Here is a 16,018-nt window from a genome sequence, read left to right on the forward strand (position 1 = left end):
GCAGGCCCCTGAAATGACAGCGTCAAGCGTTAGTTCCTGTTCAGTCAGGAATTGGATGTCACCAGTCCTTATCTCAAAAGAGCCACTGCAGTGCCTGAACTGCAGTGGCTTTGTACGACTCTGTGCAGTAAAGTCTTGTGGCTTTAAACGCGGTAAGACCCGGTTATATGGGCACCACGAATGCTTTTACGCGCTTTGTCATCAGTCAGACGTCTCTCGGTGCGGTGTGCTCAGAAAAGCGAAACTTTGGCAGATTGTGTAATTTAGACCGGTACACCTGTCACCACATCCACATTCAACCCTCTGTTTCTTCGGTAGAGATGAGTTGCTCGACGTCATCTTCAGATGTGCCCGTGACAGACACGAGAAACGCGATCAAAAGTATACCTGCGAACGCAACAACAGCACCGATCCCCCACAAGGCGGGGCGATGACGCTTGGCTTGCTTTTCGACATTGGTTTTCTCGGCAGACATGTGACTCCTTTCAATTGCTCAATAGGCAAACCAACGCGGAATAAATTTGTTCCAAAAAATCTGGAACCGATGCGACCGCGATTGCATTGATCAAGGAATATTGCCCGCACAATGGCGAAAACACAAAAAGGGTCCAACGTATTGATGCAAAAGACACCAAACCGCATTGTTTTCTGTTTGGGGTTTAGAGACCCGTCAAACGGGTGCTGCGTGTCGGTCATTGTAAACACATCGCAGGAGATGCTGGAGCAGACGTCAAATTTTGCCTCGTAATTTGCGCGTTTGACCAGATGCAGGGGTCGCCCGATGGCGACCCCTTTTTGTGCATTAACCGAAAGGACAAACCCTTGGCAAAGAAATACCTGACAGACGGCCCGGTATGGCACGCGTTGGCTAGTGTCTCTGCTCCAATGACGTTTGGCATTTTAGCGGTTTTAAGCGTCGGATTGGCAGACGCGTATTTCCTTGGCCAGTTGGGCCAGGCTCCGCTTGCTGCAATCGGTTTTGTCTATCCTGTGACCACCGCCATTACATCGTTATCCTTGGGTCTGTCCGCCGGGGCAAATGCGGCGGTCAGTCAAGCCATCGGAAAGGGCTCTGATAGTGATGCGCCGGCGCGTTTGGCGCTCCACGCGTTGGGGCTGGGTTTGCTATTGGCGATTGCGGTCGCTGTCGCGTTCTGGGCGCTGTCTGCGCCTATCTTTGTTTTGATGGGGGCAAGCGACGCGGCGTTGATCGAGGCCAAGGCCTATGCGCCGTTCTGGGCCGTGTCCTTTCCGTTTCTTGTCGTGATGATGGTCACCAACGCGGCATTTCGCGCCAACGGGGACGGCGCGACATCAGCGGCCATCATGGTTCTGGGGGCTTTGATCAACATCGCCCTCAACCCGCTACTGATCTTCACCTTCGAGCTTGGCACCCAGGGTGCTGCGATCGCAACGGCGATCGGGCGTGCGTTTGGCGCTGTTGTCGCCGTTGTCTATGCGTTTCACACCGGCGTGCTGTCACGATGCGCAAATGTGTTGTCTGGCGTGGCGCATTCGATCAGACAGGTTTTAACCGTGGGTGTCCCGGCGGCGCTGTCCAATGCGATCAATCCTGCAGGCATATCACTGGTCACAGCAGCGGTTGCGACACTGGGCGATGCCGCTGTGGCCGGTTTTGGTGCTGCGACCCGCGTTCAATCGGTGGCGTTGGTGCCGCTTTTTGCGCTGTCTGCAGGCATTGGGCCGGTTGTCGGGCAAAACTGGGGGGCCAACAAACGTGACCGGGCGCGCACTGGCGTGCGGGACGCGTGGGTCTTTTGCGGCGGGTATGGTGTTTTGCTTGCGATTGTCCTTACCAGTTTTGCAAACCCGCTGGCCGGAGTGTTCATCGAAGATGGAAAGGCCAAACAATACGCCGCCCAATACCTGTCCATCGTCGGGTGGAGCCTGTTTGGCTACGGTGTGCTTGTCACGGCCAACGCTGCGATGAATGCCCGCTCGAAAGCAGGGTATTCGGTGGGGTTAAGCCTTGCGCGCATCTTTGCAGTATATGTGCCGCTGGCCTGGTTGGGATTGATGACGTTTGGCTATTCAGGCATTCTTGCCGCGGCGGTTATGGCAAATGTTTTTGCCGTTGGAGGTGCCTGGTGGTCGACGCGCAGGACGGGCCTGCACCCGTTTCACGCCTGAGAATAGTGTCAGGCGTATTTCGCATCGGCCATTGCAGCGCGCGTTTGTTGGCGATGATCCCGATGCGCCCGTCCGGCATTGACCAGGGCCCTGAAGATGGCGCGCTGACGGTGCGCATAGAACAGATGTTCAGGATGCCATTGCACCCCCAGCGCAAAGGGATCACGCACGCGTTCGACCGCCTGAACCATACCAAAGCTGTCGCGCGCCGATACGCGCAGCCCGTCGCCAAGACCCGAAATCGCCTGCGAATGCAGGGCATTCACATACATCGGGTCCGGGCCGCAAAGTTGCTCAAGGCGCGTGCCCGTTTCCAAACATACCTCTCGTTTTGGCAGAATTGTTGTAATCTTGCGGGCGGCGGCAAATGTCGTCCAGGCATCCTGATCCAATGTGCCGCCCAAGGCGACATTCAGCATCTGCGCGCCTCGGCATATGCCAAGCACGGGAATGTTCATGTCCAACGCGTCTTTTGCCAGGGCGAGTTCGAAGCAGTCTCGTGCTGGATCTAGCCGGGCGGAAAGACCGATTTTGCCACCATAAAGTTCGGGGCCGACATCATCCCCACCCCCGATAATCACGCCATCAACAGCATCGAGGTCAAAATCGCGCGTCGCATCGCAGCGTAGCGCACGGCCACCCGTCAGCCAGACATTCAATGCGATCAGGGGAAACACACGCCACCCCGTGCGTTTGGACACGCTTACACCGATCAGCGGGCGGGTCATTTGAGGTCTCCCAGATTATATTCAGACAAAATCTCAGCCGACGTTTCGGCCCAGTCATTCATGCGTAAAAACCCGGTTTTTCGGGTGGCCCATGCTTGGGTCAGTTTTCGCATCAGTGCCGAATTGGCCGCCACCATTTCAACCAGATGCCAAAGCGCCCACGGCTGTCTCAAATCCCAGGACGGCTCGTCAATCCGACAATCCGGCATACGAAAATGAAAGGTTGGACGCGCCGCAGTTTTGGTCTTGGAAAACGACGCGGCAAACGTCTCTGGACAGGCAAATTTAAGCAAAGGCAGCAGATCCAGCCCATGATTTCGCGAGTGGATATGTTTGGCGGTGACCTTAAGGACATCTTCAATGCCGGTAATTTTGTCCTCAAGCATTTCGGTGACAAACTCGGCCGGCCATGGTGCCACAAACGGCAAGGCACGCCGGGTCAAATCAAGGTGTTCAACATGCCGTAGGTGATCTTCCAAAAGCCCAAACGCCCGGATTGTCGCCAAACTGTGCGGATCGTCCGGGTCAACCACTTCGGGATTCAAATGGACGCCAAAGCCCAATAACACGCCTGCGCGTGATCCGGTCGCCCCGGCCTTGCGCAGTTTGGGCAAAAACGCATTAAAGCGTTCAAGGCCCTCCATATCCAGCGGATCGGTGATGATCTCAAGCGGGACAATTCCGGTTGCGGCGTCCAGCCCTCTGCGCACAATCTCATTGTCACTATCCTGTCGCGCCGGGGTGTCCAATTCAACCGTCACATCGCCAATCTGTGTCCCGACCACTTTGCGAAGGAACGGGTCTGTTCCTTCAAACTCACCGCCAAGCGTGTCTTTCACGATAGCGCAAATGTCTTCGATATCCAGCCCGGCCAATTCAATTTCCACCCCGGTTTTCCGGGGCACGCCGTTTTGCGTGTCGGGGTAAGGCAAAGGCGCAAAGCCTGAGGCGGCATGCATGGGATCTCCAGATTTATCAATCTATTGCAGGGAAACGCAGGTTCGATACACATAGTTCCGCGCTCAGGCGGCTTTGAGTCTTTGGTCGCTTTCTGGCAGACGATCGTCCCCCGGAGCAGTGATCAGCGCCGTGACCCAAACCAGAACCGGCAACGCGACGATCCCGCCAATGGGGCCCCAAAGCCAAAGTCCAAAAAGGATACTGACAAACACCAGCAGCGGATTGACCCTCAGCCGCTGCCCCACCAGGGCCGGCGTCACAAATTGCGCTTCGGTCAGGTTTAGCAGAAAAAACGACAAGGCCGGGGCAAAGGACATGAGGCCGTTGAACTGAATGATCCCGGCCACAAACAGCGCCGCAATAAGCGAGATCGGGCCAAGATATAGCACAAAGTTCATCAAAAAGGCCGCGGTTCCCCAAAGTACGGCATTGGACAGGCCAATCAACGTCATGACGCCAAACACGGCCAGTCCCAGCCCGGCATTGATCAGCGCTATGGTCATGAAATAATGTGAAACCGCCCTGTCAGCCGTATAAAACGCAGCCCTGTGGGTTTGTGACACCGCATAGATTTCGTCTCGGGTCAGCAGGAAAAAGAACAGTGTGCCCGCAAAAATCATCACCTGCGCCATGAAATTCGGGGCCAGCCACAATGCGTCGATGATGTTCGGCATTGCCGAGGCAACCGCATCTTCCCCATTCAGGCCCAGCGTTTCCTCAAGGTCCGGTCCGATCCCGTCAGCCCCTTGAAACAAAGCCGCAATGTTTTGCAACCACAGCCGCAGTTCCCATTGAATGCGCGGGATCTGATCAATTAGTTCGGTGATCATCGGCCCCAGCGCAATCAGCAGGACAACGATTGCGGCACCTGCAAACAGAAGCGCGGAAAACGCGCTGACAACAACAGGAACGCCAATCCGGCTTAGCTGTTTGACCAGCGGCGCCAAAACCACGCCGATGACCAGCCCCAAAACAATGGGCGCGATAAGCGTCTGCGCCAGCTTAAGGGCGGTGACACTTGCGATGATCGCAATGATCAGCAAAGACCATCCCGCAGTGCGCGGTGGCGCAGGGTCCATCAGGCGGCTTCCGTATCTGAGGTGAACGCTTTTTCACCTTCACGCGCAGCAGCATCAATCGCGGCTTTGCCTCGGGCTTCGATCTCTGCCAACTCGGCTTTCAGCGTGGCCTCGGCGGACCGCAACAATTGATCGCGCTTGGCCCCCAGCAATGCACCTTCGGTTCGGGTGGATGGCAAAAGTGCGCCGATCAAGGCACCGACACCGGCAACGGCCAAAGCAGTTGTCAAAGGCTGGGCCTGATGCGCCTCTCGGGCTTGCGCCGCCAATTTGCGGGTGTTGCGCTCGACCGCTTCTTGCGCATCAAGCGCCTTGAGCCGCGCGTCTATCACGCGCTCCCGCGCCGATGGTGGCAATTGATCCAGACCGGAATCCAGCATTTTACGCATTTTCGATGCCGATTGCGGCGGTGCCTTCGAGGTGACCCGCGCGCGCGCTTGAAGCTGCGCATCAGCACGCGCAATGCGCTCTGCCTCGGTTCCCAATGCGTCGGGTTTGGGCGTGGACGGGCGGTTGAGCGCAACCAACGCAACCCCCAACCCGATCAGTGCCAGACCCGCCGGATTGGCCCGTGCGTGATGCAACGCGGCTTGCGCAATATCCTCGGACGCGCCGGATGCCTTTTCCACCGCCTGATGTCCCAGCTTGCTGGGCGCAAAGGCACGGATCAAACTTGCCAGCGCCGTGTGCGCCTGTGCGCGATGATGGTCGGCTTTGCTTTCAAGTGATTTTAGATCGTCAGACACGGGTGGCCTCCTCGAATGATGAAAGATCGGTGCGTAGATTTTCCAAGGTACGTTTCGGCGCAAGAGAGCTTTGCTTGATCATGCGTGATCCCACCAACGCGAATATGGCAGCGATACAAAGCACAAGCACGCTGGTTGCAAGTGCCGCCCAGACAAGCGGAATTCCAAGCGCTGCCAGCGCAAGCACCCCCGTCAGGGCAAGTGCATGAAACGCCACCAAAGCAAACAACAAGGCAACTGCCAGGTACACGGCCCCGGTTCCGGCCCGATTGATCGCTTGTGACATCTCTGCCCGCGCCATGTTGAGTTCCGCCATGATCAAGCCACGCAGGTGTGCAATGAACGCCCGGATCAGGTTTGGTGCAGCGCTGAGGTCAGGATCTGGCTTCTGTGTCATCGTGCAGACCCTCCTGTATTTGAAAGATGATCGGTCCATGGATCATGCACATCGTCATCCGCATGTGTCGGAGAGGATTTCAGAAACCGCGCGGCGGCAAATCCGGCAAGCGCTGCCCCGCTCAGAAACAACACCGGGTTGCGACGTGCAAACACTGCAACATCGTCAACCAGCCCATCAATGGATCGGTCCCGAAGCGTCTGTGCCATACCCTCTATCCCCTGTGCCAGCTGCGCAAGCGCTGCGGCCTGCAACGATCCGGGGTCAAACGCGTCAGAGGCGCGCTGCGCTGCATCGGCTGTTTGATCAGCTTCCTCAACAACGCGATCCTGAACGCCTTCTGCAGTCTCGCGCGCGGTGTGTTGGGCTTGCGCCTTTGCGTCATCAAGCGCTTCTTGCGCTGTATCAGCAAATGAAGATTGGGTCATTTCCGTCTCCTATGCCTTGGCCGGTACGGCCAGTATTTCTATTTTTGAAGATAGCGCATTGCGCTGTGTTAATAGGATTTCGTTCAAATCGCCACGGTGCTGCATTCCATCAACGGCTTTATCCTCATCGAACAGCATCCGATACTGGCACTGCTCCACAGCATCTAAAAGGTCGTAGCCGTCATTCATGTCAACACAGGCGTCCACTAGGTTGTGCAGGGCGTCCCGTTTCTGTGGAACTTCGAACCGGGTCATCTGGTCCTCCATGATATTTGACGGGTAACGCATTGACACGGCATTCGGTTCCCTGACCTGACAAAAGCTTGGTGTTGACACCACACCGACGTCCATGTGCGGACCGCGATTTATATCAAGGGGCGTTTGGGCAAATCCGGTTCTGTGACATGCGCCAATCTGGCCAGCTCGGCCGGTTTCAGAACGATCAGCCGACCGTCTGACCAGTCTGCAACACCCGCATCCCGCAGTTTGCCCAGTGTTTTATTCGTGTGAACCAGCGAAAGGCCCAAAGCATCTGCCACGTCTTGTTGCTTGTAAGGAAGCGGCACACCCTTGTTGCGCTCCAGCCGCAAGGCTGTGAGACGCGCATGAAACCTGTGCAGCAACCAAGCGATTTTGCCGGTTGCATCCAATTGGCCAACGGCAACCAAAGCTTCGCCCAAAAGGTTCTCTTCGGTGGCGGACAGGTGGGTCATATCATATGCCCGCGCGGGTTGGGATTTGAACAAGGACCACAATTCAGACCGATTGAAAACACATAGCGACATAAGGGTCGTAGCCTCTACGGTGTGGCCCATTTCGCCCATAACACCGCTTTGCAAGCCGATGAAATCACCGGGTAAAACAAATCCAACCACCTGTCGCTCTCCGGTGGACAATGTCTTGTAACGCAACCCCATGCCGGTCAGCACCGTGAACAACTGGGCCGAAGAGGCACCTTCGACCAATATCTCGGATTTGGGCTCTGCTACAAATTCACCGGTTTTGAAACGTTGAAGGAACGCGGTCTCCTCCTTTGTAACATCGTCGAACAAAGGCAACGCGCGTAATGGGCAATTGTCACATTTGGTGGTCATGTTTTCCTTTTACTATGTCACAGTTTAATGAAGACCCGCCGCGGACATGAGATACCCCGCTCCAAAGATTGGAGCGTGACGTGACCGATAGTTTCTGGATTGAGGATGTGAACCTCGCTGTCCTGACCGATAGCCCCATCGAGGCGACTGACATCGCTGATATGGCCCGCCTTGGCGGGTACGGCCCTGTTGCCATATTCCGAAGCCCCACTGCAATAGCAGCGCTGCTGAACGATGGAGAGTTGCGCCCGACAGCCGTCATATTAAGTCGAACACTCAGCACTGACGAGATATCGGCCTGCCTTGCCGGTGCGCGACTGGTAGGTGCCACGTCGATCCTTGTGGACAACGCGGCACATACCAGTCTTGTGGATCAATCCTTGCAATTGCAACGCCCGTTTTCCATGAACCAACTGCAAGCCGCATTTGACATTGCAGGCCTGCTGCGGCGTTAGTCGCGACCACGCATCGCCATTCCAAGCAATACGCCGACACCTACAGCCCCCAACAAGGCGAGACCTGGGTTTCTGCGCACGGCCGACATAGCGCTGTCCTGTGCGGACATAAACGTATCCTGTGCCTCTGAAAGCGCCTTTTCGCCCTCGTCCCGCGCGGTCGCGACAGTGCGCTCAACAGATTTGCGCGCGGTTTCAACGGCTTCTTCGGCACGCTCTTTCAGATCCGATTGGGACGAAGCAGTATGCGTTTCAGGGGCTGGAGTTGAAGTATCTGTCTTTGTCATTGTGCTGTCCTTTCGATTGTCTTTGTCTGTGTAACGACCAACCCCCCAAGAAGTTCCATGGAACATTCCCAACCGCGCCACGTTATTTTTCTGATCGAGCAATATATCGGAGAAATACCATGCTTTATTGGGCCATTCTATTTTTCGTCGTCGCTATTGTTGCGGGTGTTTTTGGATTTGGCGGCATCGCCAGCGCGTCTGCTGGTATCGCGCAGATCCTATTCTTTATCTTTATCGTCTTGTTTGTCATCGCACTTCTCGTGCGCGCCTTGCGCGGAAAAACGCCACGATAAACACGCCGCATCCCCAAGATGCCGGGCCCTGATGATCCGGCATCTTTTTGTATTTCAAACAGGAGTTTACATGAATCGCCGAGACGCCCTTACCCATGCCATTTTGACCAAACTCCCCTTCGACAACGACACGTATGCAAACCTCATTCAGGCGCATGAAGACATTGCCGCGCCTTTTGTGACCCAGAACGGCCAGTCTGACGGTCGCGTCGATTATGTCAAAGGGGCCAACATCGTCGGTTGTCATCACTTGGCTAACGCCATTTCCACGCAAGGCACACTGCAATGAAAGATGCGCACATGACCCGATACAGAACCGGGGCGGTTGCGGTGTTGGAGGCGCTTGAGGCGCATGGTGTCAACACGATTTTTGGCGTGCCGGGCGAAGAAACGACAGCGCTTATGACGGCCATCGAAGACAGCGCTCTGACATTTGTGCTGTGCCGACATGAACAAGCCGCCGCGTTTATGGCGTCTGTTCATGGCCGATTGACCAACACACCCGCCGTATGTTTGTCGACACTAGGACCGGGGGCCACAAACCTTGTCACCGGTGTGGCCGATGCGCAGCTCGATCATGTGCCGTTGATTGCGCTGACCGGTCAGGCAGGGCGCGATCGTCTCAAACGGGAAAGCCATCAGGTCATCGACCTGGAAGCGCTCTTTGCGCCGGTCACGAAACAAAGCCGCACGCTGCTGATGGCAGACGATATCCCCAGTTCAGTCGCCGAAGCGGTCCGTCTAGCCAAGCATGAAAAACCGGGCGCGGTTCATCTGTCCCTGCCCGAAGGTGTGGCGGCCACGCAAACAAATGCACCTATCGTCCAGGCCCGTTACACACGACCGGGCGCGGCGCATACCGACAGCCTGCGTGATGTGGCAAAGGCCATAGGCGCGGCCGAACGTCCCATCGTCGTCGCCGGGGCCGGTGTTTTGCGCGACAAAGCTGTGGATGCCGTAACAGCGTTTGTCGAGAACACCCAAATCCCGTTGGTCACAACCTTTATGGCCAAGGGCATTCTAGCAAAAGATCATCCCCAGATGTTGTTCTCGGTTGGACAACCCCAGGACGATATCATCGACCGCGCCTTGCAAGCCGCCGATTTGATCGTGGCCATAGGTTTTGATCCCGTGGAATACGACACAACAAAACTGACACTGGGCAAAACTCCGGTTGCAGCCATATCGCTTGCCCCCTCACCTGTTGACAGCGGCTGGCACATCACCGCCGAAGCGGTGGGTGAATTGTCCCACACGCTCAGCAGCGTCACCGCGCATTTGAATGAAGCACGGTGGCCGACATGTCCGACATTTGCGTCTGTCCGGGACGACATGATCCAACATTTGTCGCGTCCGAACGGATCAGACCGGAATGGGCTCATGTCGCCCCATGATTTATGTGCCAGCGTGTCCGATGTGATCCGTCCGGAGGACACCGTTATCAGCGGTGTCGGTCTTCACAAACTTTGGGTCGCGCGGCAGGTGATCGCCAAACGAGCCGGGCAAGTGATCGTGCCTAACGGATTGGCCGGGATGGGCCTTGCCCTGCCCGGTGCCATAGCCGCAGCCCGCGTTCAAACAAAAGGACGTGTTCTTGCCATTTGCGGCGACGGCGAGGTGATGATGAACCTTCAGGAAATGGAAACCGCGGCCCGACTGGGTTTGCGCCTGACCATTATGGTCTGGGAAGATGGCGGATATGGCCTGATTGACGAACATCAGGACGATGACCGTCCGGAGTTCAGTTTCAATAATCCCGTCTGGTCAAAACTGGCGCATTCATTCGGCTGGACACACGCCCATGCCAAAACCGCGCATGATGCGTATCAGTTGCTGCACGCGGGTCTGACTGCAGAGGGTCCAACCCTTGTTTCCGTTCGGGTGGACTATGCATTGGGTGGTGGACTGCCCACCGCCGAGAACGCGGCCTGACGGAACACAACACCGATTGCGACGTTGTTTGAGCAGGTAACGAAGGAGATGACCCATGAAAGACGCACTGCGCGTAATGCCAAGCACTGATGATGTATCCACCGGGGTGCGCGACACTGCCACAATCGCAAATGCAATTGGGGATGTCCTCTCGGATACGTATCGGCTTGTCTTCAAAACACATGCCTATCACTGGAATGTTGAAGGCCCGTTGTTTTATTCCATCCACAAACTGACCGAAGAACAGTACGAGAATATGTTCACCGCCGCCGACGAACTGGCAGATCGTATTCGCGCGCTGGGGCAACTGGCCCCATCAGCAATGGCCGATATTGTGGCCCGTTCCAAGATCGAGGATCGCAGCACGGATTTGACCGCCGCAGACATGGTCGAAGACCTTGCCGCCGATCACGAACGCGTTGCACACCGGTTGCATGCCTTGATCGGTTTGGTGGAAGGCAAGAAAGACCCGGTGACCGAAGATCTGGCGACCGAACGAAGTGCCTTTCACGAACAAGCCGCATGGATGCTGCGGGCTATTGCCAAGTCATAGACGGTGTTGATTGTAGCGAAAGGGGGCGGCTTTCACCGCCCCTTTTTTGTTAAACTTTAAGGGTTTCCGTCGAAGAAAAGAACATCGCCTGACTGACCGCCGCACGAACCTGATCTTCGGTATAGGGTTTGGAAATAAGGAATGCAGGCTCCGGACTATCGCCTGTCAACAAACGCTCCGGGAAAGCTGTGATAAAGATCACAGGGATATCCGGCGTTTGCTCAAGGATATCGTTTACCGCATCAATACCGCTGGAGTTGTCTGCCAGCTGAATGTCAGACAGGATCAGATTTGGCAGTTCCTTGTCGAACAGATCCAACGCACTTTGCGCTGTGCGTGCAACCCCGGTGACCTGATGGCCCATATCGCCAACGATGGCCTCTAGATCCATCGCAATAATCGCCTCATCCTCGATGATCATCACCTTACCGGCCACCGATTTCGCCATTTCTGTATAGGCAACATCAATCAGTTCCCGGATCTCAGCCTCAGAGCGGTTCATCACCGTCGCGATATCGTCGAACGACAGCTCCTCAATGGTATGCAACAGCAACGCTTCGCGGGTGTCGCGGGTCAGGTTTGACAGATGCTCAAGCGCCTTGGCTTGCGCGCCGTCCTCTTCGGGTTCAAATTGGCCGCCACTTGTCGACCAGATGGATTGGAATACTTTATAAAGCGCAACACGCGGTGATAGATCACCGTCAAACAGGCTCATATCGGCCAAGATCGCCTCCAAGGTCAGGATGGCATACCGATCCCCGGATGTCTGTGATCCAGTCAAGGCACGTGCATACCGACGCAGATATGGTAGGTTTTCGCCGATCCGGGTTGTGATGTCGGCTGATCCGTTGGCGGTCATGGATGTAACTCCCTCAAAAAAATTTCCACTCTCATGGAACCAAACGCTCGGAACCGCGTTAGGTTCCAGAAAAATAGCAAATCTGTGTGAGAAAATGAACCAGCATCCGTCCAGACCAAACCTGTCTGAAGAGATCGACGCAAATCTCAAGCGTGCGTTTGATCAGATCAGCAAGGAAGAGGTTCCCGACCGTTTTTCTACCCTGCTCGCCCAGCTTCGTGCAGCTGAACAGGCGCAGGCTGGCAAGGAGCAACACTGTGACACTTGATCCCCGTGACGAGCTGATGGAACATTTGGGTGCAATGCGGGCGTTCGCGATGAGCTTGACGCGCAACCCGGCCCTTGCCGATGACATGGTACAGGATTCACTGGTCAAAGCCTGGACCAAGATTGGCACGTTCGAGCCAGGCACAAACATGCGGGCGTGGTTGTTCACTATTGTGCGCAACACTTATTATTCTCATCACCGCAAAGCCCGCCGCGAAGTGGCGGATGTAGACGGGGTGTTGTCCGAAGGGTTGGCACAAAAACCAGATCATGATGGCCGTTTGCAAATGCGCGATTTCAACACCGCATTTGATCAACTGAACGATGAACAGCGCGAAGCGCTGGTGCTGGTCGGGGCTGCCGGTTTTTCGTATGAAGAGGCAGCAGAAACCTGTGGCGTGGCCGTAGGCACAATCAAAAGCCGGGTCAACAGGGCCCGCAGCCGCTTGACGGAACTGATGTCTATTGACGAAGAAAGCAGCATGGAAATGACTGACTCTGTAACCGCTGGTATCGTGGCCTCTCAGCGCAGCGTTGCCTGATCACACTGCATGTCGGTGTCGCGTTTCCTGCCCAAGAGATTGATCACAAGGCTGGTGTTTCTCATGACACTGGCCTTGTTGCCGCTTGGCTTGATCTCGATCTGGCAGACCAGTGTTGTCGTGCAAGAAGCCGAGGCCCTGTCGCGGGCGTCTCTCTTGTCGCGGACCAAAGATGAAGCCAGCGAAGAACAGCGACTGGTCCAACAGGCCCTCGGCGCGGCACAGGGTATGGCAAGCGTCGCATTATCCCTGGATGCCGAACGGTGCAGCCGGGCAATGCAGCGATTGGTCGATGAAAACCCGGACTATATTTTCGCAGGATTTGTCCCGTCCAGCGGACGCATGTCCTGCAGCTCTGTTGACGTGCCCGTCGACTTGACGTCCGAGCCTGGCTTTGACACCTTCATCAATCGGTCAGAACCATTTGTAGAGGTTAGCGCCTCAGGTGCTGTTACCGGGCAACCGGTTTTGATCATAACTCATGCTGTTGTCGATGACAGCGGATTGCAGGGGCGCATTACGATCTCGATTCCGCATTGGCGGGCACGTGAAACGCTGAACGAACGAGACGCGGCATCCGGCCTGAAAATTGCATCCTTCAACTCTGCCGGGGATTTGATCGCCACAACCCAGGGCGTGAAAGATCCTGTCGGATATCTTCCTCAAGACATCGCATTGGAAGATCTGCCCGCCCGCAGCAACACCACATTCCGCGCGCTATCGAATGACGGGCGACAGCGGCTTTTTGCGGTCGCACCGCTTGTCCCCGGCACGCTTTATCTGGTGGGAAGCTGGCCCATCAAAGCCTCCAACAGCATTGCTCCGGGTTTGGCAAGCGTCAGCCCCATCCTTTTCCCCGCTTTGATGTGGGTTGCCGGATTGGGTGTCGCTGTTCTTGGCCTGCAGCATCTTGTGATCAGGCACATCACCGTGTTGAGATCCGCAATGCGCCAGTTCGGTTTAGGAGAACGGGACGCCGACGGGCTTGAGCTGATCAATCCACCCCGGGAATTCGAAGATACAGAGCGCGCATTCAACAGGATGACCAGAATTCTGTCCGAAGCAGAGGCGCGTCAGAAGGCAGATTTGCGCGACAAGGAGGTGCTTCTCAGAGAAGTTCACCACCGCGTCAAAAACAATCTTCAGCTGATCGCATCCATCATGAATATGCAGATGCGCCGTGCCCAAAGCACGGAAGCCAAACTGCTTTTGTCAGGGTTGCAGCAGCGCGTGCGCGGGTTGGCAATGCTCCACCGGACGCTTTACACAACCACAGATGTCTCGACCATCGACAGCAAAGAGCTGGTTGAAACCGTCGCGATGGATGCGTCAAACCTGATCCCGGACAGCAAGATGGAGGTTGTGACCGATCTTCAGTCCTTCCCGCTTTACCCGGATCAGGCCGTTCCGCTGTCCATGCTCGTTGCCGAAGCGCTGACCAATGCGTTCAAATACTCGGACGCGTCCGAGGTCGACACAGTCATTCGCGTGATACTGGAAGAGCACGCGAACAACGTCGCGCGTCTTATGATCACCAATCCGATTGGGGACGTGGAAGACGATTACGAAATCGACACAGGCGACAAGCTTGGCTCTCAGCTGCTCAAGGCGTTCATTAGGCAGCTGGATGGCACAGCACATTCCGGCATTCGCAACGGACTGTTCGTCTTTGAAATCACATTCGAACGTCGGGATTTTGAGGGTCACAGGAATGCCGGATGATTTTGAAGTTCTCATTACGGCAAACGAAGCCTGGCCCGCATTCGAACGCGCCGTTCTGAACGCGCGCCAAGAGGTGATCGCGGGATTTCGCATCTTTGACATGCGCACGAAACTGCGGTCCGCCGAAGCCCGCAAGATCGGTGACGACTGGTTCGATCTGCTGGCGCATGTCGCCAATAATGGCGTGTCCGTTGACCTGACAGTCAGCGATTTTGACCCCGTCGTCGGAACCGATCTGCACAAAATGGCCTGGAGTACAGTGCGCCAGGGCAAGGCTTTGGCCGAAATCGTAAACGCCGATGCCGGTGCCGTTTCGGTCCGCGCGCATTTGCACCCGGCCCAGGCCGGAGCACTGCCCTGGATCAGCCTTCTTCCCGCCGTTCTGAAACGCAGATCGTCCCGTCTTTCGGCGCTGGACCCGGACGAACGTACGCGACAGGCTGTTGGGCTTGATCTGGATGACTTGCCGCAAATCTACACAGTGACGCATCACCAAAAACTGGCGGTGATTGATGGCGAAATCCTGTATTTGGGGGGCCTTGATCTGAATGAACGCCGCTGGGACACGCAGTCTCATGATCTGCCTGCCTCTGAAACCTGGTCCGACGTTCAGGTTCTGATGCGCGGCCCCGAGGCCGCAGAGGCGCGCGCCCATCTTCAGACCTTTGCGCAGGCCTGCGCTGGGACACGCGCCCCCTCGAAGGCGCAGCATTTGAAACGCACCCTTTCAGCCCCCCGGCGTCTTCAGTTCCCCTTCATCTCGCCACGTTCAGTGCTGACGGAAATCGAAACCGCCCATTTCGACGCTTTTAAACGCGCGCGGCGACAGATCTATATCGAAACCCAGTTTTTTCGGTCGTCCCGGATCGCGAACGCTCTGGCGGACGCGGCTGCGCAAAACAGCGATTTGCAACTGATGGTCATACTGCCCTCGCTGCCCGAAGAGCTGGCCATACACGATCAAAGCGACGTAGAGACGCGCTATGGCATGGCGCTGCAAAAGGCCGCGATGGACATCATTCGCCACGGCTTTGAGAACCGGTTGACCCTTGCAACACCCGTGCGCCCCAGTCTGGCCGCGCGGGATACAAAAAAGACGCTGTGCGGCTCTGCGATCATTCATGTTCACAACAAGGTTCTGATTGCGGATGATGATTTTGTCCTGATCGGATCCGCAAACCTGAATGGCCGGTCCCTGCGCTGGGATACAGAGGTGGCGATTTCGACGGACACGCCCGCGCGCGTTGCACATGCGCGCCAAAAACTGTTTCAGCATTGGTGGTTTGATGCACTGCCTGCCGAGGCCATGAACGTCGTGCAGCAGCGTCAATGGTGGCACGACCAGATTGCACGAAACGGCGTAGCGCGCCCGGAAAACAGAACCGGGTTTCTTGTGCCGCATGATCCGGCAAACCACGCGGACATGGCACAGCCCCTTCCCGGGGTGACCGAAGATTTGGTTTAGGGAACCATGAGGATGGAAAATCCGTTCTTTTTTCAAGACTTTCGGACCAACGGAGACTGA

22 protein-coding genes are annotated in these 16,018 nt (G+C 56.1%); 11 read left to right on the forward strand and 11 right to left on the reverse strand.

What is annotated here, in order from left to right; translation table 11 throughout:
* Nucleotides 1-13 precede the first annotated feature (13 nt).
* On the forward strand, nt 14-262 hold the full coding sequence (locus tag ACG74X_RS10910) for a hypothetical protein (protein ID WP_411234740.1): 249 nt from the start codon (nt 14-16) through the stop codon (nt 260-262).
* A gap of 33 nt (nt 263-295) precedes the next feature.
* On the opposite strand, the gene ACG74X_RS10915 is transcribed toward ACG74X_RS10910, so the two are convergent.
* A complete protein-coding gene (locus tag ACG74X_RS10915; protein ID WP_411234742.1) occupies nt 296-475 on the reverse strand; it encodes a hypothetical protein in 180 nt (59 codons plus the stop codon).
* 347 nt (nt 476-822) lie between these two features.
* Between ACG74X_RS10915 and ACG74X_RS10920 the strand changes: the two genes are divergently transcribed.
* Nucleotides 823-2,151 (forward strand): MATE family efflux transporter, encoded by a 1,329-nt coding sequence (locus ACG74X_RS10920; RefSeq protein WP_411234744.1) that lies wholly within the window; start codon nt 823-825, stop codon nt 2,149-2,151.
* Between the two features lie 8 nt (nt 2,152-2,159).
* Here the strand turns inward: ACG74X_RS10920 and ACG74X_RS10925 are convergent, their stop codons facing one another.
* The 8 genes from ACG74X_RS10925 to ACG74X_RS10960 all read right to left on the reverse strand — a co-directional run bounded on the left by ACG74X_RS10925 (nt 2,160) and on the right by ACG74X_RS10960 (nt 7,583).
* Nucleotides 2,160-2,879, reverse strand: coding sequence for a gamma-glutamyl-gamma-aminobutyrate hydrolase family protein (locus ACG74X_RS10925; protein WP_411234745.1), 720 nt, complete (start codon nt 2,877-2,879; stop codon nt 2,160-2,162).
* Nucleotides 2,876-3,838 (reverse strand): amidoligase family protein, encoded by a 963-nt coding sequence (locus ACG74X_RS10930; protein ID WP_411234746.1) that lies wholly within the window; start codon nt 3,836-3,838, stop codon nt 2,876-2,878. The genes ACG74X_RS10925 and ACG74X_RS10930 overlap by 4 nt, the downstream gene beginning before the upstream one ends.
* A gap of 63 nt (nt 3,839-3,901) precedes the next feature.
* A complete protein-coding gene (locus tag ACG74X_RS10935) occupies nt 3,902-4,918 on the reverse strand; it encodes an AI-2E family transporter (protein WP_411234748.1) in 1,017 nt (338 codons plus the stop codon).
* Nucleotides 4,918-5,664 carry a hypothetical protein gene (locus ACG74X_RS10940; protein ID WP_411234749.1) on the reverse strand — a complete coding sequence of 249 codons (747 nt, stop codon included), beginning with the start codon at nt 5,662-5,664 and terminating at the stop codon, nt 4,918-4,920. Before ACG74X_RS10940 ends, ACG74X_RS10935 begins: the two co-directional genes overlap by 1 nt.
* Entirely contained in the window at nt 5,657-6,061 is a 405-nt protein-coding gene (locus ACG74X_RS10945) for a phage holin family protein (RefSeq protein ID WP_411234750.1), read from the reverse strand. Before ACG74X_RS10945 ends, ACG74X_RS10940 begins: the two co-directional genes overlap by 8 nt.
* Entirely contained in the window at nt 6,058-6,489 is a 432-nt protein-coding gene (locus ACG74X_RS10950) for a hypothetical protein (protein ID WP_411234752.1), read from the reverse strand. The genes ACG74X_RS10945 and ACG74X_RS10950 overlap by 4 nt, the downstream gene beginning before the upstream one ends.
* Before the next feature lie 9 nt (nt 6,490-6,498).
* Nucleotides 6,499-6,744, reverse strand: coding sequence for a hypothetical protein (locus tag ACG74X_RS10955; RefSeq protein WP_411234754.1), 246 nt, complete (start codon nt 6,742-6,744; stop codon nt 6,499-6,501).
* 110 nt (nt 6,745-6,854) lie between these two features.
* A complete protein-coding gene (locus ACG74X_RS10960; RefSeq protein ID WP_411234755.1) occupies nt 6,855-7,583 on the reverse strand; it encodes a Crp/Fnr family transcriptional regulator in 729 nt (242 codons plus the stop codon).
* Between the two features lie 80 nt (nt 7,584-7,663).
* Between ACG74X_RS10960 and ACG74X_RS10965 the strand changes: the two genes are divergently transcribed.
* Nucleotides 7,664-8,038: a hypothetical protein gene (locus tag ACG74X_RS10965; RefSeq protein ID WP_411234756.1), complete on the forward strand. Its 375-nt coding sequence runs from the start codon at nt 7,664-7,666 to the stop codon at nt 8,036-8,038.
* Here the strand turns inward: ACG74X_RS10965 and ACG74X_RS10970 are convergent.
* Nucleotides 8,035-8,325 (reverse strand): hypothetical protein, encoded by a 291-nt coding sequence (locus ACG74X_RS10970; RefSeq protein ID WP_411234757.1) that lies wholly within the window; start codon nt 8,323-8,325, stop codon nt 8,035-8,037. The two genes, ACG74X_RS10965 and ACG74X_RS10970, sit on opposite strands and share 4 nt — an antisense overlap.
* 119 nt (nt 8,326-8,444) lie before the next feature.
* Here ACG74X_RS10970 and ACG74X_RS10975 point away from each other — a divergent pair, with 119 nt between their 5' ends.
* The 4 genes from ACG74X_RS10975 to ACG74X_RS10990 are packed head-to-tail and all read left to right on the forward strand — an operon-like array spanning nt 8,445 to nt 11,103.
* Nucleotides 8,445-8,618: a DUF1328 domain-containing protein gene (locus tag ACG74X_RS10975; RefSeq protein ID WP_411234759.1), complete on the forward strand. Its 174-nt coding sequence runs from the start codon at nt 8,445-8,447 to the stop codon at nt 8,616-8,618.
* A 31-nt stretch (nt 8,619-8,649) separates the two neighbouring features.
* Complete coding sequence (locus tag ACG74X_RS10980; RefSeq protein WP_411234760.1) at nt 8,650-8,907, forward strand: hypothetical protein; 258 nt, start codon at nt 8,650-8,652, stop codon at nt 8,905-8,907.
* 11 nt (nt 8,908-8,918) lie between these two features.
* Nucleotides 8,919-10,550, forward strand: coding sequence for an acetolactate synthase large subunit (locus ACG74X_RS10985; protein WP_411234762.1), 1,632 nt, complete (start codon nt 8,919-8,921; stop codon nt 10,548-10,550).
* Nucleotides 10,551-10,605: 55 nt separating this feature from the next.
* Nucleotides 10,606-11,103, forward strand: coding sequence for a Dps family protein (locus ACG74X_RS10990; RefSeq protein ID WP_411234764.1), 498 nt, complete (start codon nt 10,606-10,608; stop codon nt 11,101-11,103).
* 49 nt (nt 11,104-11,152) lie between these two features.
* On the opposite strand, the gene ACG74X_RS10995 is transcribed toward ACG74X_RS10990, so the two are convergent.
* Nucleotides 11,153-11,962, reverse strand: a complete 810-nt coding sequence (locus ACG74X_RS10995) for a response regulator (protein WP_411234765.1) — start codon at nt 11,960-11,962, stop codon at nt 11,153-11,155.
* Here ACG74X_RS10995 and ACG74X_RS11000 point away from each other — a divergent pair.
* From ACG74X_RS11000 to ACG74X_RS11015, 4 genes are all read left to right on the forward strand, one after another.
* Complete coding sequence (locus tag ACG74X_RS11000) at nt 11,961-12,230, forward strand: NepR family anti-sigma factor (protein WP_411234766.1); 270 nt, start codon at nt 11,961-11,963, stop codon at nt 12,228-12,230. The genes ACG74X_RS10995 and ACG74X_RS11000 overlap by 2 nt on opposite strands.
* A complete protein-coding gene (locus ACG74X_RS11005) occupies nt 12,220-12,771 on the forward strand; it encodes an RNA polymerase sigma factor (RefSeq protein ID WP_411234767.1) in 552 nt (183 codons plus the stop codon). The genes ACG74X_RS11000 and ACG74X_RS11005 overlap by 11 nt, the downstream gene beginning before the upstream one ends.
* Before the next feature lie 63 nt (nt 12,772-12,834).
* Nucleotides 12,835-14,493 (forward strand): sensor histidine kinase, encoded by a 1,659-nt coding sequence (locus ACG74X_RS11010; protein ID WP_411234768.1) that lies wholly within the window; start codon nt 12,835-12,837, stop codon nt 14,491-14,493.
* Nucleotides 14,483-15,958, forward strand: a complete 1,476-nt coding sequence (locus ACG74X_RS11015) for a phospholipase D family protein (protein WP_411234769.1) — start codon at nt 14,483-14,485, stop codon at nt 15,956-15,958. Before ACG74X_RS11010 ends, ACG74X_RS11015 begins: the two co-directional genes overlap by 11 nt.
* The last annotated feature ends 60 nt before the right edge of the window (nt 15,959-16,018 follow it).

Source organism: Marivita sp. S0852 (assembly GCF_046591575.1).
Lineage (GTDB): Bacteria > Pseudomonadota > Alphaproteobacteria > Rhodobacterales > Rhodobacteraceae > Marivita.